The organism is Holophagaceae bacterium, assembly GCA_016720465.1.
Lineage (GTDB): Bacteria > Acidobacteriota > Holophagae > Holophagales > Holophagaceae > JANXPB01.
In genome coordinates this window covers 379,038-400,867 of sequence record JADKKO010000004.1, presented here as the reverse complement: position 1 = coordinate 400,867, position 21,830 = coordinate 379,038, and the positions used below count along the sequence as shown (strand labels likewise).

Below are 21,830 nucleotides of genomic sequence, written 5' to 3'. Positions count from 1 at the left end.
GCATCAGCCACAGTCGAGGTCGGGTCATGTCCTGGTTCATCAAGAAACGCCAACAAAAGACCGCTGTGGAGGCCAAGACCGTCCGGGTGCCCGAGGGCCTCTGGATCAAGTGCGACAACTGCCGGGAGCTCATCTACCGCGCCGAGCTGGTGAACACCCACAATGTCTGCCCCAAGTGCGGATACCACTTCCGCATTGGCGTTGAGGAACGGCTGGCGAACCTCATGGACGAAGGTTGGACAAGGCTCTTCTCGGAGCTGCGTTCCGCCGATCCGCTGAATTTTGTGGCCTCGAAGGCCTACGCCGACCAGCTCAAGAAGCTGGAGGCCGCGGGCCAGACCGAAGACGCGGTCGTGATCGTGGAAGGGACGATTTCCGGCCATCCCGTGGTGATGGGCGTCATGAATTTCGATTTCCTGGCGGCTTCCATGGGCAGCGTGGTGGGCGAGAAACTGAAGCTTGGCGCGGAGCGCGCCCTCGCGAAAAAATGCGCCTACATCATCGTCAGCTGCTCCGGCGGCGCGCGCATGCAGGAAGGAACGTTGTCCCTGATGCAGATGGCGAAGGTCAGCGCGGCCCTCGCCAAGCTGGACAAAGCGGGCCTTCCTTATTTCTCCATCCTCACGGATCCCACCACCGGCGGCGTGTCGGCGAGCTACGCCATGCTCGGAGACCTGAACATCGCCGAGCCCAAGGCCCTGATCGGATTCGCCGGCCCCCGGGTCATCGAGCAGACCATCAAGCAGAGCCTGCCGGAAGGGTTCCAGCGCTCTGAGTTCCTGCAGGCCCACGGCATGGTGGACAAGGTCGTTTCACGGGATCAACTCAAGGAGTTTGTGGCCTCATGTCTCTCATGGATGCTCCCGACCGGCGCCTGAACGCCGATTCCAGCCCGGAACCGGAACTCCCGGAACCAGAGCGCGTGGAACCAGGGCGCCAGGGTCCCGATGACGCCCACTGGCGGCGGGCCGCGGACTGGCCCCACCTCGAGCGGCTGGACAAGCGCAGCCACTGGGGCATCAAGAAGGGCCTTGGCAACACGAATGCCCTGCTGAATGCCTTAGGACGCCCCGACCGCAGCTACCCCATCGTCCTGATCGCCGGGACCAACGGCAAGGGCAGCGTCGGCGCGCTCCTGGCGAATGCGATGAGGTCCGCGGGCAGCGTGGTGGGCTGGTACACCTCGCCGCACCTGGTCTCCCCCCTGGAGCGGATCTGGATCGATGGCCACCACATCGGCGCGGGCGCCTTGGATCTGCTGCTGAACGAGGCCTTCGAAGCCGAACGCGATGAAGGCGTGGAAGCCACCTATTTCGAGATGATGACCGTCGCGGCCTTCTCGGCTTTCCGCATGACCGGCGTGGAGCTGGCCATCGTGGAAGTGGGCTTGGGCGGCCGGTGGGACGCCACCAATGCCTGCGAGCCCATGGTTTCGGTGCTCACCAACGTGGGCCTGGAACATCAGCAATACCTGGGCGCCACCCTTGAGGCCATCGCCCGGGAAAAGCTCCGGATCGCGCGGGACGGCCACACCCTGGTGGTGGGCCAGGATCTGGAATCCGATTGGCTCTGGCCGCTGATGGAGTGCCGTCCCGCCATCTTTCCGGCGCCCGCCCTGTCGCCTTCGTCCATCGCCTGGGACCATTCCGTGGTGAACGGCCATCGCCTGAACCTTGCCGGGGCGCACCAGGTGAAGAACCTGGCCACCGCCCTCGAAGTCATGCGCCACCTCCGCTGCCTGGGGTTTCCCATTCCGGATGCGGCGCTGTGGAAAGGCATCGAGGAAACCCAATGGCCAGGCCGTCTTTGGAAGGTCCCCGGCCTCGAAGACGTCTGGATGGATGGCGCCCACAACCCCGATGGCGCCAAGGTGCTGGCCGATCACGCCGTCACCTGCGGCGTGCGGCCCGCCCTCTACTTCGGCGCCATGAAAGATAAGGATCTGTCGGCCATGAAAGCGCAATTGCAGCGGATGGCGCCCCGTTCCCTGACCGGCATCGTGGGCCACGGGGATCGCTGGGCGAACGCGGAGCAGCTTCGTTCGGTGTTCGGCGAAGAGCTGCCCGTCCTCGACATCCCGCAGCTGGCGGACCGGCTGAGGGAAAAAGGCGAAGGCACGAGGCTGGTGACGGGATCGCTCTACCTCCTGGGCGGCCTCCTTGGCGCGTTGCGCATCTACCCGAAACCATGAGCGCCAATTCCTCCAAAGCCCTCACCCTGTCCCTGGCCGCGAACCTCGGCATCGCCATCTCCAAATTCGTGGTGTTCGGCCTGACCCATTCCAGCGCCATGCTCACGGAGGCCATCCACAGCGTGGCCGACTGCGGCAACCAGCTCCTGCTGTTCATCGGCATGAAGAAGGGCCAGAAACCGGCCACCGCCAAGCATCCCCTGGGCCAAGGGCAGGCCGCCTTCATAGCCAGCTTCCTGGTGGCACTGCTGCTTTTCTCCGTGGGCGGCGTGTATTCAATTGTTGAGGGCATCCACAAGATCCGGCATCCCGAAGTGCCCCATGATCTTGGCTGGGCCATCGGCCTGCTGGTCTTCGCGCTGGCGCTCGAAGGCATTTCCATGCGGGGGGCGCTCCAGGCGGCCAAAGCGGAGCGCGGCCGGAAGTCCCTGTGGCGCTACATGCAGGAAAGCAGCGCCACCGAGCTGATCGTGGTGCTCGCCGAGGATGCCGCGGCGCTCGCGGGCCTGGGCCTGGCGCTCGGTTCCGTGCTGCTCACCCTGGCCACGGGCAACCCGGTGTGGGATGGCATCGGCAGCCTCCTCATCGGATTGCTTCTCGTGGCGGTGGCGCTTTTCGTGGGCACCGAGGTGACCAGCCTGCTCATGAACGAGGCGCCGCCCCTGGGTCTTCGCGCCGCCATCCGCGGCGCGGTGAACGAGGACCAGGAAGTCGAAGCCACCCTGAACCTCATCGCCGTGGTCATCGGCAGCGGGCGGCTCATGGTCGCCCTGCAGGTGCGGTTCAAAGACCAGCCCAGCGGCCATGCCCTGGTGGAAGCGATCAACGCGCTGGAAGTCCGCCTGAAAACCCGTTTTCCCCAGATCCAGCACCTGTTCGTGGAACCCGATGAGACTTGAGTTCGCATCGATCGTCAGAGCCTAGCCAGAATGGTGTTCGCCAACTCCGTGAGGCTGGGATCCCGGGCGCCCATGATGAGCACCAGGTCTCCGTTGCGCGCCTCGCCTATCAATGCTTCCACCAAGGCCTCGCGGCTTTCCGCAAACGCCGCGGCGCATCCTTTCGCCTGCAAGTCCGCCACGAGATCCGCGCTGGAGATGTCCCTGATGGTGGTGCCTCCGGCGTAGAAGGCCTCCAGCATCCAGAGCCGGTCGCCGGAATGCAATTCCACCGCGAAGGTCGCGACCAGGTCAGCGCGGAGGAAGCGCAAGGGGCCGAAGCCGTGGGGCTGGAAGACCGCCAGGATCCGCCCGCCCCGCAGATGCGCCGTGCGCAAGGATGCGGCGATCTTGGCGGGGTTGTGGCCGAAATCGTCCACCACCGTGACCCCTCCGGCCTCCCCCAGGACCTGGAAACGCCGGCCGACCCCCTTGAAATCGCGCAGCGGCGCCACCATGTCGCCCAGGGGGACGCCGAGCGCGCGGCAGGCGGCGAGGGCGGCCAACGCATTTTCCACGTTGTGCCGGCCCGGAAGATTCAACTCGAAGGCTACGCCTTCGATCGTGAACCGGGACATTTCGGGGCCATGCTCCACCTGTTCCGCCCGCACCTGGACCCCAGGGCCGAAACCGAAGACCGTGGCCCCCGCGCGGAATTCCGAAAGATTGCCGGCCTCGCCCAGCACCAGGGCTCCGTGGACGTTGCGCGCGAATTCCCGGAACATCCCGGCCACCACGGCCTCGTCCTTGTGGTCCTTCTGGAGGTTCAGCACCACGCCCAATTCGGGGCGGTAGCTCACCACGCTGCCATCGCTTTCATCGGCTTCGATGACCAGGAGATCGGACTTTCCCGCCCAGGCATTGCCGATCAGGCCTTCGGCCTGCAGGACGCGGAGATCTCCGCCGGTGATCACGCTGGGATCCCGGCCCGCGCCCCGGAGCAGCTCGAACACCATGGCGGTGGTTGTGGACTTGCCGCTGGTGCCGGTGATCGCCACGGTGCGGTGGGCAGCGGTGAAATGGGCCAGCAGTTCCGAGCGGTGCAGCACGGGCACGCCCAGCGCGCGGGCGGCGGCCATGTCCGGCACCTTATCCTCCACGGCGGTGGAGACCACCAGCGCGGCGCAATCGCCTTCCAGGCCGCTGCCGTCTTGGGGATGCACTCGCACGCCGAGGGATTCGAGCTTCCGGCGGGTGTTTTCCTGCTGGTCCCGGTCGAAAGCCCGGTCGCTGCCGCTGGCCCGGCCGCCCTTCATCGCCACGAACTGCGCGAGGGCGCTCATGCCGCTTCCGGCCACACCCGCGAAATGCAGTCGGCCCAGGCCCATTTCCTCCGAGAGATCCTGGTCCGCCACCACCAGGGCATCGCCAACCCGGAGCAGATCGAAAAGCTCCGCCACGTCCCGGTTCGAGAGGCGGATGCAGCCGTGGGAAACCGGTTGTCCCAGCAGGCCCTCCTGATTGGTGCCGTGCATGTAGATGAAGCGGTCCCGGGAATCCCGCCCCGGCCCCTGGTTCACACCCGGTTCCAGACCCTCCAGTGTGAGCACCCGGGTGAGGATGAGATCTTCATCACGGGCATTTCCACGCCACACGTCGCCCGTGGGAACCCGGCTCCGGAAGACCGTGCCCGGCTCGGCGCCTTCACCGAAGCGCCCATGGATCGAGTGCCAGCCTGCGGGCGTGCGGAAAGAATCCTCTTCGCAGCCTAGACCGTTGGCTGCGGTGGAGATCCTGAACATGGCGCGCAACCCGCCTTCCTTCAGGAGGCCCAGGCATTGCCGGAAGGGATCCACCACCACCAGGGGATCCGGCAATTCGCTGAACGGCGAAGCCGGACGCTTCAACGCCTCCAGGGCCAAGGCCCTGAATCGCGCGGCCAGAACGGGGTCGAAGGGGGTTATGCTCATCCTCCAATGATCCATCGATCTTGGGGTTTCCGGTCCGGCGCCGAGCACTGCAGCTTCGTGACGCCGGGCACAAGGATCCCGACCCATCCTTGGGTCACTCTATTGGGAGGTTGAGATGCTGGTGCCCCATGAAGCCCTCCTGCTGGATGCGCTGCGTGGCTTGCCGCCGGAGCGGCAGGAAGCGCTGGCCCGGTCCTGCATCGAGCTGTTGACGCTCACGGCCCATCACGAGAACTGCCCTGGCATCGGTGTGGATGGATTCCCCTGCATGTACCCCCAGGACACCTGCGAGCACTGCCATGACCTGGTGGCCACCTTTGTGGCCTTGGGCCGCTAGAACAGGATTTCCTGTGTCCGGAAAGCGGCGCCCAAGTGGGGCCATGACGGAGCTATGACGGCGCCAACGCTGGACCTATAAGGCTTTGTGACTCCCTGCACAGACCCAAAGCCTGACCCTTGAGGAGCAAGGGAGAACCGCCATGGCGACGCCCACAACGACTCGACCCAAACCCCTCTTGGAAGCTGAATATTGCAAGGGCTGCCTGCGGTGCATCGACGCCTGCGCCAAGGACTGCATCACCCAGGGGCAGCATGTCCATCCTGGAACGGGGATGATCCCGGTGGTGCTAAATCTGGAAAACTGCAACGGTTGCCAGCTCTGCATCCAGGCCTGTCCGGAACCCTACGGCCTGAGGCCGCAGCCTTCGGATGAAGTCGGCAGCGCGGAGTTCGAGTTGGAGGATCCGGCGGCCTTGTTCGGCCCCAGGGCTGCGCATCTCCAGGAGCCCGTGGACCACCCGGGGGTCGAAGTGCCGATTTCGGCCCGCGAACCCCTGATGCTGAAGGGCACCTACGCGTCCGCCATCGGCGCGCTGCTGGCGGGCTGCCGCCACGTCTTCGGCTATCCCATCACCCCGTCCACCGAAGGCGCCGAGCTCATGGCCAAGATCCTGCCCAAGCTCGATGGCGCCTTCGTGCAAGCCGTCAGCGAGGTCGCAGCGGTGAACATGATGTACGGCTGCGCGGGTGCCGGATTGCCCTGCGCGACCTTCACCAGCAGCCCCGGCTTCAGCTTGATGCTGGAAGGCATCAGCTACATGATCGGCGCCGAGCTCCCTGGCGTGTTCATCAACATCATGCGGGGCGGCCCCGGACTCGGGAACATCGCGCCGGAACAGGCCGACATCAAGCTGGCCTGCCGCGGCCTCGGCCATGGGAATACCCATGGCATCGTGCTGGCGCCGTCGACACCCCAGGAAATGCTGGATCTGACCCGCCTCGCCTTCGAGCTGAGCTTCCGGTACCGCAATCCGGTGGTGATCCTGGGCGACGGCTACCTGGGCCAGATGACCGGCGTGGTGCGGCTGCCCGACACCCTGACCCAGCCGGGCCTGCCGGCCTGGGCGGTATGGGGCGACAGGGAACATCGCCGCAACCTCATCAGCTCCATCCTCATTACCGAAGTGGACCTCGAGGCCCACAACATCCACCTGAATGAAAAATACGCGGAGATCGAAGCGAAGGAACAGCTGGCCGAGCTGTACCGCTGCGACGATGCGGAGATCATCGTGGTGGCCTGCAACACGCCGGCCCGCATGGCCAAGGGCGCGGTGGAAGCCATGCGCGAACAGGGCGTGAAGGCCGGGTTGTTCCGCCCCATCACCCTGTGGCCCTTCCCCATCGACGCGTTCAAGCCGCTGCTGTCCCATGCGAAGCGGGTCATCGTCGTGGAGGCCAGCCCCGGACAATTGCAGGACGAGCTTCGCCTCGCCCTCAGCAAGGCCGAACTGGACCATCCGCCCATCTCGTCCGTGCAGCGCTATGGCGGCAAGCTGCCGGAGCAGGTGGAGATCGAGGCCAGGATCCAGAAGGACCACCAGCTCATCAAGGATGCCCGGATGATGGAAGAGGTGAAGGCATGAGCGTCATCTACGGTCATTTCGAACGCCATTCCCACGGCGAGGGCCTCAAGGGCCGCACCACCCACTACTGCCCCGGCTGCGGCCATGGGCTGGTCCACCGCGATCTCGCCGAGGTCATCGAAACCCTGGGCATCCAGGATCGGACCGTGCTGGTGAGTCCGGTGGGCTGCTCGGTCTTCGCCTACTACTACTTCGATGTGGGCAACACCCAGGCCGCCCATGGCCGGGCTCCCGCCGTGGCCATCGGCCACAAGCGCGCCAATCCCAACAGCATCGTCATCAGCTACCAGGGCGACGGCGACCTGGCCTCCATCGGCCTGGCGGAAACCGTCTCCACGGCCCAGATGGGCATTCCCATCACGGTCATCTTCATCAACAACGCCATCTACGGCATGACCGGCGGGCAACTGGCCCCCACCACGCTCATGGGACAGAAGACCAGCACCAGTCCCGAAGGACGCACCCAGGGCATGGGCATGCCCCTGAGGATGGCGGAACTGATCGCCCAGTTGGATGGTCCTGTCTACGTGGAGCGCGTGGCGCTCTATGATGCGAAGAACCGGATCAAGGCCCGGAAGGCGATCGAGAAAGCGCTGCGCATCCAGGCCGAAGGCAGGGGTTATGCCTTCATCGAAGTCCTTTCGGAGTGCCCCACCCATCTGAAGATGACTCCAGAGGAAACCGAAAAGTGGGTCAAGGAGTGCATGGAGCCCGTGTTCCCGCTCGGCGTCAAAAAGGACACCGTGGTGGAGCCCTGGTGGGATGCGGCCCAGACTCCCAGTTTCGACCCAGATAAGGTCCTGGCGCTCGTGGGCGCCAGCAAGGATGCGCCCACGCGCCACGCCAAGGGTTTTCCGCTTCACCTGGGCGGCCAGGACATCAGCTTCAAGCTGGCGGGGTCCGGTGGCGACGGCGCGCAGACCGCCGCCCTGCTGCTGGCCCGAACCGCCATCAATGAAGGTTTCGACGCGACCAACATTCCGAGCTATGGCCCGGAAAGCCGCGGCGGCACTTCCTACGCAGATGTGCACATCGCCGAGCACGAAGTGTTGAATCCCGCAGCGCCCGATCCGATGGTCCTGGTGGCCTTCAATATGCCCAGCCTGACGAAGTTCGCGCCTACCGTGCGCGCAGGCGGCGTGATCATCTATGATTCCACCGTCATCGAGGATGTTTCATCCCTGCCGCCCATGGCCCCCGGCATCCGGATGGTCGGTGTGCCGCTCACCCAACTGGCCCTCGGGCTGGAACGGCCCATGGTGAAGAACATCGTGGCGCTCGGCGCCATCCAGGCCGTGACCCAACTCTTTCCAGCGGAGACCTTCCTTTCCACCATCCGCATGGTGCTGAAGGACAAGCCGGCCCTCCTGCCGCTGAACGAGGCGGCCTTCGCCGCGGGCCTGCGGCACGCAGCTCCGATCCCCGCATGAACACAGCGGCTTGCGGCACGGGCTTCCTTCACGAGGGAGCCTGTTATGGCCTGCTGGCCAGGGCGGGTCTGCATCCCCCCCGGCATGGGTGGTTGGGGAAACACCTTCCCTTCGCGCCTGGAGAATCCGTGGTGGTGAAGGGCATCGCGGAAGGTCTGTGGCACAAGAGCGAGCTGGGCGCCGTGCGGTTCCTCCGGTTCGAGAGCGATGCCCTGGCCTCGGCCTGGGAGGAGATGCGGATCCGGGTGGAGGCCGAAGGCTATCCCTGGATCGGGGCTCTGGTGTGCGAACGCATCCAGATGGCCTCGTCGCCAGGTTTGCCCGCCGAAGGTTTCGCGGCCCTGACCAAGGGCGAGGGCGGTTGGACTTTGGTGCTCGGCCTCGGGGGCATGCAGGCAGATGCTCTGGGCGCCCTGGCTCCGCCCCTGCGTTGGCCCATGGCCTTCGTGGATCCGCAGTCGGCCCTGCGGGAGCTGGAAGCGCATCTGTTGGGCCAGGTCTGGCTGGGGACGCTTCGGGGCACCAAACCCCTCACCACCCGTCCCCAACTCCTGGCTTTCCTTGAAGGGCTCTGGACGGCCGCCGAATTGGCGGAGTCGGAAGGTCTGGACCTGCTCGAACTCAATCCCGTGGCCCTGGACCTGAGCGGCGATCCGCGCCCCCTGGACGGTGTGGGCCGGGGCGCTGCGCCCAGATCCGCGCGGCCATCTCCGCCCCGGGATTTCCTGGAGGCTCTGAAAGCCCCCAAGCGCATCGCCGTGGCCGGTGTCTCCGGCAAACCCGATGGCGCGGGCCGCATCATCATCGAGAATTTGCGGAAGGCCCGGCTGCCCGAAGGCGATCTCCTCATCCTGCGCCCCGGCGAAACGCGATTTTTGGATCTCCCCTGCCTGCCGGATGCCGGGGCCTTGCTGAAGGCGCCCGTGGATCTCCTGGTGCTGGCCCTGCCCGCCGCTTCGGCGGTGGAGTCCGTGGAAGCGCTCATCTCGCAGGGCGGCGGCGCATCGGTGGTGGCGCTTGTGGCCGGGGGATTGGGCGATGGCGCGGACACCGACGGTTTGGGCGGACGGCTCATGGAAGCTCTGAATGAGGCCCGGCGCGAAGGCCGGTGGACCCCGGCCCTGCTCGGTCCGAACTTCCTGGGACATGTGGTGCCGGTTGAGGGAATCAACACTACCTTCATCCCCGCGGACAAATGGACCCCGCCGCCGGGCGGCGGATCCCTGGCGCTTCTGAGCCAAAGCGGGGCCTTTCTGTTGAGCCGGCTATCCGGAACGCCGCAATTGCCGCTGGCCCTGGCGGTCGCCCTGGGAAACCAGTTGGATCTGCGCCTGCCGGACCTGCTCCAGGCCCTGGAAGCCGATCCGGAAATCCGGTCGGTGGCGGCCTATGTGGAAGGCTTCGCGCCCGGAGATCTGGAAGCCACCGCCTTCATCGCCGCCCGCATGAAGGCGGCGGGCCGGCCCCTGTGGATCTACCGGGCGGGCCGCACCGAGGCGGGGCTGGCGGCCGCCGCCAGCCACACCGGGGCTCTGGCCGGGGATCGGGATCTGGAGCAGGCGCTGCTCACCCGGGCGGGCGCCAGGATCGCGCCCACCATCGCGGCCTTCGACGCGGGGCTGGCGTGGCTGGGCTCTTTCCCCGGTTTGAAGCCAGGCCCCGTGGCGGTGCTCACCAATGCAGGTTTCGAAAGCGTGGCCGCCGGAGACCTGATGGGCGGCGCCTTTCCACCGGCCGTCTTGAGTGGAGCTGAGGTCCAGTCTCTCCGTGAAATCCTGCGGGACCATAAGCTGGAGAACCTGGTGTCGGCGCAACTGCCCTTGGACATCACGCCCATGGCCGACGAGGCCGCCTATCGCGCCATTCTGGAGCTGATGCTGCAAAGCGAGGCCAGAGTTGTGGTGGTGGGCCTGGTGCCCTTCACCCGCAAACTGGAGCTGGAGGATGCAAAAAAAGCCACGGCTTTCGCCCAGGACCTGAAAACTCAGGCGGAGCGGCTGGGCAAGGCCGTGGCTTTGGTGGTGGACGCGGGTGCTGCCTACGATCCCATGCGCAAGGCCCTCGCGGCGGGCGGGCTCCCGGTCTTCACGCGCATGGAAGCCGCGCTGGAAGGGCTGAAGGCGCTGGACTGATGATGGGCTGATGACCAGCCGCGGGCTCTGCTACATCTGAAGGTAGCGATCGAAAATATGCCTGGCCGCGGCCGGGTCCAGCAGTTCGTCCACTTCTGGGATGAAGCCGAATTCCTCCTTCTCCGCATGGGAGCCCAGCTCGGTCACGAAGACAGCGCACCGGGCCCGGAAGATCTCCCACTCGGCCTGGTCCAGGCCCTCCGGGGAGCCGAGGATTTTCTCCACCATCGGCCTGATCTCCGCGGCCAGATCGAGGATGACCTGATGGTCCGCCAGCAGGAGCTCGACCATGTCCGCGCCGCCCGCCTCGGCATAGACCGGGAACAATTCCTGTTCCTCGATGGCGAAATGATTGGGGATTTCAGTGCGGAGCGCTCCCCTCAAGTCGCCCATGATCCGCCGGGCCTCCGCGTCCCGCCAATCGGGTTGGCGGTCGATGCCAGAGGTCCGCAGGAAGGCCTCCAGACGGGCCAGCAGCGCCGCCACGTCCTCGTGTTCCCTGGACAATCGCTTGCTGATCTCGAATCGGAAGTCCATGCCAAGCCCCAGGGGTCGGTCCGCACCAATCAGTATTTCAAAATAATTATGTGAACCACTAGAGATTAAGTCCTTAGAATCGGTTTAAATCCGCTCATGTTCCATGAAAGCCGAGAATTTAAGACGCCAAGCCTCGGTTATTGGCACGGAGCGCATGGTATCCAGGGAAACCATCACCACCACGATCTGCTCCCGGAACCGCCTTTGGCCCTCGCATTCCACGATCACATCGAGGGTCATGGAGCTTTTGCCGATGCGGGCGACCGAAAGCAGGAAATCCAGCGAGTCGCCGTGGCGGCTGGGCGAAATGAAGTTGACGTCCAGGTGGACGGCCGGGATTCCGAGCCGGTGCTCCTCGTGGAGGGCCCAGAAGCTGATCCCGAGCCCCTGGTTGAACCAGTCTTCGACCGCCTCGACACACAGCTCGATGTACCGCGGATAGAAGACGATCCCGGCTGGATCGCAGTGGGCGAAGCGGATCAGTTTCTGGCAGCGGAAGATCATGGGAGGGCCTCCAGGGAAAAGCTTATGACGGATATCACATCTTATCCTTTTTGAGACTTAATAATGCGATCCAACGTTGACACCTAAAAGGGATTGCGGTATTGTTCATAATACCAATTTTAGATATTCATTAAAAGCTTATGATACATATGAATCATTGAATTTATTTTCAATTATAAAGCCTTGTTTCAATCGATATTTTTGACTTCGGGTAGGTCTCGGGTTCGGACATCTAATTACATGAAATAGCACGAACTTAACCGCGAACGCTGGGAGATGCCCATTGAGCGATCCAATCGAAGCACCGCACCGCTGGATGATGGCTGCCCCCGGCGAGCCGTTGCGGAAGACCGTTTTCGATCCTTTCCCTCCGCAGGGCGGGGAAGTGGTGATCGAGATCGCCGGTTGCGGCGTCTGTCATACGGATCTTGGATTTTTCTACGACGGCGTGCGGGTGAACCACGAACTGCCGCTGGCCCTCGGCCACGAGATCAGCGGGCGCGTCGTGGCTGTGGGCGCCGGCGCCGAGGCATGGCTGGGCAAGGCCGTGATCGTCCCGGCGGTGATCCCGTGCGGAGAATGCGCCTTATGCCAATCGGGCCACGGCACCATCTGCCGCAGCCAGCGGATGCCGGGCAACGACATCCAGGGGGGCTTTGCCAGCCATATTTGCGTTCCGGCGCGGGGGCTGTGCCCCGTGGACGAAACACGCCTCGCAGCCGTCGGCCTGCAACTTGCGGATGTGTCCGTGGTGGCCGACGCGGTGACCACCCCGTTCCAAGCGGTCACGCAGGCCGGGGTCAAGCCCGGTGATTTCGCGGTCGTGGTGGGCGTCGGCGGGGTGGGCGGCTACGCGGTGCAGATCGCGCATGCCTTCGGCGCCACCGTGGTCGCGCTCGATGTGGATCAGGAGAAGCTGGACCAGATCGCCAAACACGGAGCTGCGCAGACCTTCAATGTCCGGAGCCTGCAGGGCCGCGACCTGAAAAAAGCGATCCAGGAATTCGCAAAGAAGAACGAGCTGCCCGACACGCAATGGAAGATTTTCGAATGTTCCGGGACCGCCGCCGGCCAGGAAACCGCCTACGGCCTGCTGAACCATGGCGCGACCCTCTCGGTGGTGGGGTTCACCATGGACAAGATCGAACTGCGCCTCTCCAATCTGATGGCCTTCCACGCCCGGGCCTTGGGGAACTGGGGGTGCCTGGCCGAGTTGTATCCCCAGGCCCTGGATCTCGTGCTCGATGGAAGGATCAATCTCGCCCCCTTCATCGAACGCCATCCCTTGAGCGGGATCAACGAGGTGTTTGCGGCTGCCCATGCCCACAAGCTGTGTGGGCGGGCCATTCTTGTCCCCGGGGGCCGCCCATGAGTGAAGGTCCTCTTAATATCTGGCTGGAGAAAGACGATTGCCTGTTGCGCCTGCGCCTGGCCCGCCCCAAGGCGAACATCGTGGATGCCGCCATGATCGGCGCGCTGCAAGGCGCGCTCACCGAACACCTGCCGAACCCCCATCTCCGCGCGGTGCTCCTGGATGCCGAAGGTCCGCATTTCAGCTTTGGCGCCAGCGTGGAGGAACACTTGCCGGAATCTTGCGCCGCGATGCTCCGGCAGCTCCACGCCCTGATCCTTCAGATCCTCGAATGTCCCGTGCCGTTCATGGTGGCGGTGAAGGGCCAATGCCTGGGCGGCGGGCTGGAGGTCGCAGCGGCCGGGCATCTGATGTTCGCCGCGCCCGTCACCTCGCTGGGCCAACCCGAAATCAAGCTGGCGGTCTTCGCGCCGGCGGCTTCCTGCCTGCTGCCGGAGCGCATCGGCCAGGCCCATGCGGAGGATCTGCTGTTTTCGGGACGCAGCATCGGCGCCGAGGAGGCCCATCGCATGGGTCTGGTGGATGTGCTGGCGGAAGATCCCGAGCAGGCCGCCCTGGCCTACTTCGATGAACACCTGGCGGGCCGTAGCGCCAGCTCCCTGCGCTTCGCCGTCCGCGCCGCCAGGACCGGCGTCAACGAGCGCATCCGCACGAAGCTGGCTGCGGTCGAGCGCTTGTATCTCGAAGGGCTGATGGCCAGCCACGATGCGGTGGAGGGGCTGGCTGCCTTCATTGGCAAACGGGCGGCGGTGTGGGAAGACCGATGGGAGTTGAAGAGTTGAAGAGTTGAAGAGTTGAAAAGTTAACGAGGAGAGCATGTCCAAGCCTGTCTATGTCGGTCTCGATATCGGGTCATCCAGGACCAAGGTGGCGGTTCTGGATGCCGATCGGCGGCTGCTTGGCCATGCGGTGAAAAAATCCGGAACCGATTTTTCGGTCACCGCGGGGATCTGCCTGGACGCTTCGTTGGAGATGGCCGGAGCCACGCGCGCCGACATCGTCAACGCCGTCTCCACGGGCTACGGCAAGGCCAACGTCAGCTTCGTCACCACGGAAAACAAGACCGAGATCGGCTGCCTGGCCAACTGGTGCCGGCATGACAGCCAGGGAGTCATCACCCTCATCGACATCGGCGGCCAGGACAACAAGATCGTCAAGCTGGACCAGAACGGGCGCCGCAGCAGCTTCAAGATGAACCGCAAATGCGCAGCCGGAACCGGGGCTTTTCTCGAAGAGATGTCCTACCGGCTGGACGTCCCGCTCGAGGATATGGACGGCCTGGCGCGGGCGTCCAAGGAAATGGTGAAACTCGGCAGCTACTGCACGGTCTTCTCCGCTACGGAAGTCCTGGAAAACATCCGCAACGGGAAGAACGTGACCGATATCGTCAAAGGACTGTTCTATTCGGTGATCAAGCGGGTCCTGGAGATGGACCAGCCCACCGAAAAAGTCGTCATGACCGGCGGCGTGGTGGCCCACAACGCCTACATCGTGGAGATGGCCGAAGAGATGCTCGGCCGCCCGGTGCTGCGTCCGGACTATCCGCAATTGGCGGGGGCCATGGGCGCCGCCATCTACGCCATCAACGAAAAAGGCGAAGCCGGTAGCGCGGACCCGAATTCCGAGGGAGAAATGCTGTGATCGAGCAAACCAAGCCAACGGTCAAGCGGAAGAAGATCGAGGCCGGCGACCTGATGAACAAGGTCATGTCGGATTATTTCTATGGGGTCAATGAGGCTGCCACCACGGGCAAGCAGAAGGTCGCCTGGTGCACCAGCGTCGGACCGGCGGAAGTGCTTCGGGCCTTGGGCTTCGCCGTCCACTTCCCGGAGAACCACGGCGCCCTGCTGGGCGCCACGCGCATGGCCACGGACCTGATCCCCGAAGCCAATGCCATCGGCTACTCCCCGGATATCTGCTCCTACCTGACCGCCGATATCGGCGCCTACCTGAAGGGCGTCACGCCCTTGTCCAAGGCCTATCCCGGAATCCAGTCGGTGCCCAAGCCGGATGTGCTGGTCTACAGCACCAACCAATGCCGGGACGTGCAGGACTGGTTCGGCTGGTATTCGCGGGAATTGGGGATTCCCGCAATCGGCATCAAGTCCCCCCGCAATCTCAACGATGTCGGCGATGCGCCCATCGAGGATGTGTCCCGGCAAATCCAGGCCCTGGTGCCGCAGCTCGAAGCGGTTTCGGGAAATAAATTGGATCTGGACCGGCTGCGGGAAACCGTGGCCCTTTCCCGCGAGTGCACGGAACTCTGGAAGCAGGTCCTGGAAACGGCCAAGGCCATTCCGGCTCCGCTGACCTTCTTCGACGGCACCATCCACATGGGTCCCGCCGTTGTGCTGAGGGGAACGCAAGTGGCCGTGGACTACTACAAAGTCCTTCTGGCCGAACTCCAGCAGAACGTCAAGGATGGGGCGGGAGCCGTCGAAGGCGAGAAGGTCCGTCTTTATTGGGACGGGATGCCGGTGTGGGGGCGACTCCGGCAGCATTCCGAGCATTTCCTCCAACTCAAAGCCAACGTGGTGGCATCCACCTATTGCAGCAGCTGGATCTTTCCGGCCTTTGACGAGAAGGATCCATTCCGGAGCATGGCCCAGGCCTACCTGGAGCTGTTCATCGTGCGCTCCGATGAATACAAGGAAAGGTACATGAAGCGGATGATCGAGGAATTCCGCATCGACGGGATCATCTACCACGACGCGAAGACCTGCCCGAACAACTCCAACAGCCACTATGGACTGCCCAAGCGCCTGGAGACGGCGACCGGTGTTCCCAGCCTCGTCCTGTCCGGCGATCTGAACGATCTGCGTTGCATTTCAGATGAACAGACCAAGACGAACATCGAGGCCTTCATCGAGCAGATCGTGGAGGGGAAATAAGATGCTGGACACCCTCTTCAAGCCCCGGGCCGTGGCCATCGTCGGCGCCAGCACCAAGGAACTGTCCATCGGCAACGTGATCATCAAGAACCTTCAAACGTTCGGCTACCAGGGGAAGATCTATCCCATCCATCCGAGCGCGCCGGAGATCCGCGGCCTCAAGGCCTATAAATCCCTTGCGGAAGTCCCTGGCGACGTGGATCTGGCCCACATCATCATCCCTTCGAAAATGGTGCCTCAGATCATCGAAGAGTGCGGACAGAAGGGGATCGGGGCCGCGGTGATCAATTCCGCAGGGTTCAGCGAACTCGGGCCCGAGGGCGCCCTGCTCCAGGAAGCCTTCCTGGCCAATGCAAAAAAATACGGTGTGCGGATTTTCGGCCCCAACTGCCAAGGCATCATCAACACCGATCCGGCCTTGAAGGCCTACTGCAATTTCACCTTCACCTTCCCGGAGCCCGGTGCCATTTCGGTGGTGGCCCTCAGCGGGGGCGTGGGCGCCGTGATCATGCAGGCGCTCTTCGACCTGGGCGTCGGCCTGCGCATGTACGCTTCCAATGGCAATGCGAGCGACATCTCCATTCCGGAAATCCTCCGCTATTGGGAAAAGGATGACGGGTGCCGGGCCATCATCCTCTACACGGAGGGCTTTGCGGACCCGAAGGAATTCCTGCAGGTGGCGCGGGAAGTCGCGGCCCGGAAACCGGTGCTGGCCATGAAGGCGGCCCGCACCGAGCAGGGCGCCAAGGCGGCTTCCTCCCACACGGGATCCCTGGCGGGCGTGGACATCGCCACGGAGCTGATCTTTGAAAAGACGGGCATCCTGTCCTTCCATGACGAGGAGGAGATGGTGCGGGCGGCCATGGCCTTCGCCACGCAACCCATTCCCGCCGGGAACCGCGTGGGCATCATCACGAACACCGGCGGTCCCGCCGTCATCGCCACGGACGTGTTCGGGGCCTCGGGCATGGACGTGCCCAAGTTTTCCGAAAAAACCATCCGGAGACTGCGGGAGACCCAGCTCCCCGAAGCGGCCCTGGAGAATCCCATCGACGTGGTGGCCACGGCCGGAGGAGAGCAGTTCCGCGCGGCCCTGGACATCCTGCTGGACGAGGAACTGGTCGACAGCATCTTCATCAATTTCGTCACCGCCCCGTTCACGGATACCCATGCGGTGGCCCGGGAGATCGCGGCGGTGGGGGCGTTGGGCCGCAAGCCCATCATCTGCAATTTCATGACGGATCTCACCCAGGAGCGCTACCGGGAAACCCTGCGCATCCTGAAAGAGGGCGGGATTCCCTGCTATGCGAATCCCACCGCCGCGGCCAAAGCCCTGGCGGCCCTCGCCAAGTTCGGCCGGATCCAGCGGCGCCGGATCGGCGAACCCGAAGCCTTTTCCGGCATCGAGGCTCCCAAAGCCGCGTCGATCCTCCAGCAGGCGGAGCAGGCTGGCCGCACGGTCCTATCCGCAACCGAGGTCTATACGATCTTCGAAGCCTATGGCATTCCCGTGGCCCCGTGGCAGGTGGTGGCTGGCGCGGACCAGGCCGCGGCGGCGGCGAAGATGATCGGGTATCCCGTGGTGGTCAAAGTGGATTCGGCGGATCTGGACCACAAGAGCGATGCGGGAGGCGTGGCCATCAACCTCCGGGACGCCGAGGCGGTGCGCGCGGCGGTGGCGGATATGCAGGCGCGCCTGGGCGGTTCCAGGACCCTGAACTTCCTTGTCCAGAAATTCCTTCCGGGCGGACGGGAGCTGATCCTCGGCGCCAGCGCTTCGCGGGGGCTGGGGCACCTGGTGATGTTCGGCCTCGGCGGCATCTATGTCGAAGTCCTGAAGGATGTCAGCTTCAAGATCGCGCCCGTCACCCGCGTGGAAGCCGCGGAGATGCTCGGGTCCATCAAGGCCTCGGCCCTGCTGGACGGGCTGCGCGGCGAAAAGGGCGTGGACAAGCGGGCGGTCATCGAACTCATCCAGCGGGTCTCGCAATTGGTCACCGATTTTCCGATGATCCGCGAGATGGACCTGAACCCGGTCATGGCGTTCGAGAAGGGGGTTTTTGCAGTGGACGGAAGAATAAGGATCTAAAAATGCAATCTATTTCACTTGAACCATTAATCCAGGACCACCCATGTTAACCAAAGCCTTCATCCCCTACCGCGGCTACTACAGCACGCCCTTCGCGCGCTGGCAGGGCAGCCTGGCCAATGAGCATTCCATCCAGCTGGGGGCCAGGACCTCCAAGCGCTTTTTCGAATCGAAGGGCTGGAATCCCCTTGAGATCCAATACGTCCTGGTGGGCAGCACCGTCTATCAGAAGCAGTGGTTCTACAGCGGCCCCTGGGCGGCAGCGCTCATGGGCGCCACGGAGGCGCCGGGCGTCCTCATCAACCAGGCCTGCTCCACCTCGGCCTTCACCATCTACCAAGCGGGCATGGGTCTTGAGACCGAGATGTTCGACCACAGCTGGTGCCTGCTGGCGGACCGCTGCTCCAACGGTCCCCACGCCACCTGGCCGAATCCCAACGGACCCGGCGGCCAGGTCATCGCCGAGGACTGGGTCATGGACAACTTTGGCCTGGATCCCTGGGCGGGCGGGGCCATGATCCAGACCGCCGAGAACGTGGCGAAGGAATTCGCGCTGACCCGGGACGAATGCGATGCCCTGACCCTCCGGCGGCAGGAGCAATACCAGATGGCCCTGGCCAAGGACCGGGAATTCCAGAAGCGCTACCTGTTTCCAGTCGAAATCCAGGTTTCCAAAAAGAAGATCATCACGGTCGAAGCGGATGAAGGCGTCTTTCCGAGCACCGCGGAGGGACTTGCTGCGCTCAAGCCGGTCCTCCCCGATGGCGTCCACACCTATGGCACCCAGACCTATCCCGCCGATGGCAACTGCGGCATCGCCGTGACCACCCGTGAAAAAGCCCAGGAACTGAGCGCGGATCCGAATCTGGAAATCCAGATCCTTTCCTTCGGCTTTGCCCGGACCAAGAAGGGCTTCATGGGCGCCGCGGTGGCGCCATCGGCCCAGATGGCCCTCCAAAAGGCTGGTCTCAAAGTCGCGGATATCGGCGCCATCAAGACCCACAACCCCTTCGCGTCCAATGACCTGGCCATGGCCAAGGCGCTGGGGCTGGATGCGAATGCCATGAACAACTTCGGGTCCTCCCTGATCTTCGGCCATCCCCAGGCCCCCACCGGCGCCCGCCTCGTCATCGAGGGGATCGAGGAACTTGCCCTCAAGGGGGGCGGCTACCTGCTCTTCTCGGGCTGCGCCGCGGGCGATACGGCGGCCTCCCTCATTCTCAAGGTCGGGTGAATCCGTGGACTATCAATTCATCACCATGGAAACCATGGGCCGGGTCCTGAAGCTGAGCCTGCACCGGCCCTCCACGAACGCCCTCAACCGGGCCTTCGGCGAAGAGCTTTTCGGGGCCTTCGGCGAGGTGGAGCGCATGGAGGAGGTGACAGTGGTGGTCATCACCAGCGCCTTGGACAAGGCGTTCATCGCCGGGGCGGACATCAAGGAAATGGCCGCCATGGACCTCGTTGAATCCGAGGCCTTTTCAAAGCTGTTGCAGGAGGCCTATTCCATGCTTCCGCGCATGAAGAAGGTCGTGATCGCGGCCATCAACGGCCACGCGCTGGGCGGGGGCTGCGAATTGGCCCTGGCCTGCGACTACCGCTTCATGACGCGGGGGAAGGCGCTCATCGGCCTGCCGGAAGCGGGCCTGGGCATCGTTCCGGGCGCGGGGGGAACCCAGCGGCTGCCGCGATTGGTGGGCCTTTCCAAGGCGCTGGACATCCTGCTGCGCGGAAGGGTCCTGGGACCGGAGGAAGCCTTGGAGATCGGCCTCGTGGACCGGGTCCTGGATGCGGAGACCTTTTCCGCCGAGGTCATGGAATTCGCGACGGCGCTGGCATCCGGGGCAGGCAAGGCCCTCGGTTTCATCAAGGCCTCGGTCCAGGATGGACTTGAACTGCCCATGGAGCAGGCCCTGGAGATCGAACGCAAGCACGGACTTGAAAACCTCAAGACCCGCGACGCCAAAGAGGGCCTCAAGGCCTTCGCGGAGAAGCGGAAGCCGAATTTCACGAATAAATGAACCAATTTCAACCCAAGTGGAGGATGCAATGAACAGCGGAGACATCAAGGCAGTTGGCGTCGCGGGCACCGGCAGCATGGGCGTGGGGATCATGCAGGTCGCCGCCCAGGCGGGCTTCCAGGTCAGGGCCGTGGACGTGAGCGCGACGGCCTGGGACAGGGCCCTGAAGACCATCACCAAGAGCCTGGAGCGGATGCTCGCCAAGGAAAAGATCACCGAAGCGGAGATGAAGGAGACGCTGGCGCGGATCAGTTTCTCCACCGACCTCGAATCGCTCAAGGATGTGCCTTTCGTTTTCGAGGCGATCTTCGAGAACCTGGAGGTCAAGAAGGACTTCTATCAGAAATTGGACGCCATTTCCCGGGAGGACGTGATCTACGCGAGCAACACGTCCTCGCTTTCCATCACCGAAATGGCCTCGCTGGTGAAGCGCCCAGGCCAGTTCATCGGAATGCATTTCTTCAATCCGGTCCCGATGATGAAGCTGGTGGAAGTCATCCCCGCTTTGCAGACAGACAAGGCTACGGTCGACACGGCCTTGGAGATGGCGAAGCAGCTCGGCAAGACCTCCATCACCTGCAAAGACACGCCGGGCTTCGTCCTGAACCGGCTTCTGGTGCCCTATATGCTCGACGCCGTCCGGCTGCTGGAGCAGGGGGTGGCCTCTCGCGATGACATCGACACGGCCATGAAGCTGGGCGCGGGCATGCCCATGGGGCCCTTCGAGCTGATGGATTTCACGGGCGTCGAGATCTCCCAGTTCGTGGGGGACATCTTCTTCGAGGCCACCAAGGAACCCCGCTTCGCGCCTCCGGGGCTGCTCCGGAACATGGTGAAGGCGGGCTACCTGGGCCGCAAGACCGGCAGGGGCTTCTACGAGTACCCCGCCAAATAAATCCGCGCTTCACGCACCAAGCAATAAGGAGCGGGCCATGGGGAATGCGACCTTCGAGCCTAAAAAATTCGCGGTCATCGGCGCCGGCCCGGTGGGCAGCATCGTGGCGGCCTTCCTGGCCAAGGGGGGCTACGACGTCACCCTGTGCGACATCGACCTGAAGCTCCTGGAACCGGCCCTGGATCCGGGCATCATCATCGAAGGCACCGACACGCTCCAGGCCAAGGTTTCGCGGATCACCACCCGGATCGAGGATCTGCTTAATGATCCGCCCGATGTGATCGTGGTGGCCGTCAAAGCCATCGCCCTTCCGGCGGTGGCTTCCGCGCTCCGGGGTTTCGCCGATTCCAAGAGCAGGACCGGCGGGCCCTACGTCATCAGTTGGCAGAACGGCATCGACACCGAAATCCTGCTCGCCCAGCAACTGGGGAACCGGCCCGTCATGCGGGGCGTGGTGAATCTGGGCTGCGTCCCCATCGAACCGGGCCGGGTCCGGATCGGCTTCCACATCCGGCCGCACCACATCCAGGAGCTGGATCCCCGCTCGCGCGACGCCGCCATCGCCATCTGCAAAGTCTTCACGGAATGCGGCATGGACACCCTGCACTCCGAGGAGATCCGCGATCTGGTCTGGCGCAAGGCCATCCTGAACGGCTGCATGAATCCCATCTGCGCCGTGACGGGCAAGACCATGGCCGAACTCATCGAGGATCCGATTCTGTTCCATCTGGTGGGCGCCCTCATTAAAGAAGGTGTCGCCGTGGCCAGGGCCAACGAATACGCCCTGGGTTCGGGCTTCTACCCGTACTGCATCGACTACATCAAGAGTGCCGGCCACCACAAGCCTTCCATGCTCCAGGACATCGAAGCCGGAAGGCGCACCGAGGTGGATTTCATCAATGGCAAGATCGCGGAGTACGGCGCCCAGGCCGAGGTGCCCACGCCCTACAACACCATGATCCGGGGCCTGGTCAAGGCCATGGAATCGAAGGGCAAGG

18 protein-coding genes and 1 pseudogene are annotated in these 21,830 nt (G+C 64.0%); 16 read left to right on the top strand and 3 right to left on the bottom strand.

What is annotated here, in order from left to right:
- Positions 1-26: 26 nt before the first annotated feature.
- Genes IPQ13_09150 through IPQ13_09140 form a run of 3 tightly spaced genes read left to right on the top strand, consistent with a single transcriptional unit; the run spans position 27 to position 3,090 of the window.
- Positions 27-878, top strand: coding sequence for an acetyl-CoA carboxylase carboxyltransferase subunit beta (locus IPQ13_09150; GenBank protein ID MBL0211059.1), 852 nt, complete (start codon positions 27-29; stop codon positions 876-878).
- The gene (locus IPQ13_09145) at positions 845-2,191 is read left to right on the top strand and encodes a hypothetical protein (protein MBL0211058.1); all 1,347 of its coding nucleotides are present in this window, start codon (positions 845-847) and stop codon (positions 2,189-2,191) included. The genes IPQ13_09150 and IPQ13_09145 overlap by 34 nt, the downstream gene beginning before the upstream one ends.
- Entirely contained in the window at positions 2,188-3,090 is a 903-nt protein-coding gene (locus tag IPQ13_09140; protein MBL0211057.1) for a cation diffusion facilitator family transporter, read from the top strand. Before IPQ13_09145 ends, IPQ13_09140 begins: the two co-directional genes overlap by 4 nt.
- A 14-nt stretch (positions 3,091-3,104) precedes the next feature.
- On the opposite strand, the gene IPQ13_09135 is transcribed toward IPQ13_09140, so the two are convergent.
- On the bottom strand, positions 3,105-5,039 hold the full coding sequence (locus IPQ13_09135; GenBank protein ID MBL0211056.1) for a L,D-transpeptidase family protein: 1,935 nt from the start codon (positions 5,037-5,039) through the stop codon (positions 3,105-3,107).
- A gap of 115 nt (positions 5,040-5,154) precedes the next feature.
- Here IPQ13_09135 and IPQ13_09130 point away from each other — a divergent pair, with 115 nt between their 5' ends.
- From IPQ13_09130 to IPQ13_09115, 4 genes are all read left to right on the top strand, one after another.
- Complete coding sequence (locus tag IPQ13_09130; protein ID MBL0211055.1) at positions 5,155-5,376, top strand: hypothetical protein; 222 nt, start codon at positions 5,155-5,157, stop codon at positions 5,374-5,376.
- Positions 5,377-5,518: 142 nt separating this feature from the next.
- A complete protein-coding gene (vorB, locus tag IPQ13_09125; protein ID MBL0211054.1) occupies positions 5,519-6,961 on the top strand; it encodes a 3-methyl-2-oxobutanoate dehydrogenase subunit VorB in 1,443 nt (480 codons plus the stop codon).
- Complete coding sequence (locus IPQ13_09120) at positions 6,958-8,391, top strand: 2-oxoacid:acceptor oxidoreductase family protein (GenBank protein ID MBL0211053.1); 1,434 nt, start codon at positions 6,958-6,960, stop codon at positions 8,389-8,391. Before vorB ends, IPQ13_09120 begins: the two co-directional genes overlap by 4 nt.
- Positions 8,388-10,523 (top strand): CoA-binding protein, encoded by a 2,136-nt coding sequence (locus IPQ13_09115; GenBank protein MBL0211052.1) that lies wholly within the window; start codon positions 8,388-8,390, stop codon positions 10,521-10,523. The genes IPQ13_09120 and IPQ13_09115 overlap by 4 nt, the downstream gene beginning before the upstream one ends.
- 30 nt (positions 10,524-10,553) lie before the next feature.
- Here IPQ13_09115 and IPQ13_09110 read toward each other — a convergent pair whose 3' ends face one another.
- Together IPQ13_09110 and IPQ13_09105 are read right to left on the bottom strand one after the other, a co-directional pair.
- A complete protein-coding gene (locus IPQ13_09110) occupies positions 10,554-11,060 on the bottom strand; it encodes a hemerythrin domain-containing protein (protein MBL0211051.1) in 507 nt (168 codons plus the stop codon).
- An 84-nt stretch (positions 11,061-11,144) separates the two neighbouring features.
- Positions 11,145-11,564, bottom strand: a complete 420-nt coding sequence (locus IPQ13_09105) for an acyl-CoA thioesterase (GenBank protein MBL0211050.1) — start codon at positions 11,562-11,564, stop codon at positions 11,145-11,147.
- A 316-nt stretch (positions 11,565-11,880) separates the two neighbouring features.
- On the opposite strand from IPQ13_09105, the gene had reads away from it, so the two are divergent.
- The 9 genes and pseudogenes from had to IPQ13_09060 all read left to right on the top strand — a co-directional run bounded on the left by had (position 11,881) and on the right by IPQ13_09060 (position 21,823).
- The gene (gene had / locus IPQ13_09100; GenBank protein ID MBL0211049.1) at positions 11,881-12,936 is read left to right on the top strand and encodes a 6-hydroxycyclohex-1-ene-1-carbonyl-CoA dehydrogenase; all 1,056 of its coding nucleotides are present in this window, start codon (positions 11,881-11,883) and stop codon (positions 12,934-12,936) included.
- Complete coding sequence (locus IPQ13_09095) at positions 12,933-13,718, top strand: cyclohexa-1,5-dienecarbonyl-CoA hydratase (GenBank protein ID MBL0211048.1); 786 nt, start codon at positions 12,933-12,935, stop codon at positions 13,716-13,718. The genes had and IPQ13_09095 overlap by 4 nt, the downstream gene beginning before the upstream one ends.
- 34 nt (positions 13,719-13,752) lie before the next feature.
- On the top strand, positions 13,753-14,577 hold the full coding sequence (locus tag IPQ13_09090) for an ATPase (protein MBL0211047.1): 825 nt from the start codon (positions 13,753-13,755) through the stop codon (positions 14,575-14,577).
- Positions 14,574-15,827 (top strand): 2-hydroxyacyl-CoA dehydratase, encoded by a 1,254-nt coding sequence (locus tag IPQ13_09085; protein MBL0211046.1) that lies wholly within the window; start codon positions 14,574-14,576, stop codon positions 15,825-15,827. Before IPQ13_09090 ends, IPQ13_09085 begins: the two co-directional genes overlap by 4 nt.
- A gap of 1 nt (position 15,828) precedes the next feature.
- Positions 15,829-17,916: an acetate--CoA ligase family protein gene (locus IPQ13_09080; protein MBL0211045.1), complete on the top strand. Its 2,088-nt coding sequence runs from the start codon at positions 15,829-15,831 to the stop codon at positions 17,914-17,916.
- Between the two features lie 43 nt (positions 17,917-17,959).
- Positions 17,960-19,150 (top strand): thiolase family protein, encoded by a 1,191-nt coding sequence (locus IPQ13_09075; GenBank protein MBL0211044.1) that lies wholly within the window; start codon positions 17,960-17,962, stop codon positions 19,148-19,150.
- A 4-nt stretch (positions 19,151-19,154) separates the two neighbouring features.
- Positions 19,155-19,937 carry an enoyl-CoA hydratase/isomerase family protein gene (locus IPQ13_09070; GenBank protein ID MBL0211043.1) on the top strand — a complete coding sequence of 261 codons (783 nt, stop codon included), beginning with the start codon at positions 19,155-19,157 and terminating at the stop codon, positions 19,935-19,937.
- A gap of 28 nt (positions 19,938-19,965) precedes the next feature.
- On the top strand, positions 19,966-20,832 hold the full coding sequence (locus tag IPQ13_09065; protein MBL0211042.1) for a 3-hydroxyacyl-CoA dehydrogenase family protein: 867 nt from the start codon (positions 19,966-19,968) through the stop codon (positions 20,830-20,832).
- 37 nt (positions 20,833-20,869) lie between these two features.
- Positions 20,870-21,823, top strand: a pseudogene (locus tag IPQ13_09060) (2-dehydropantoate 2-reductase).
- Positions 21,824-21,830 lie beyond the last annotated feature (7 nt).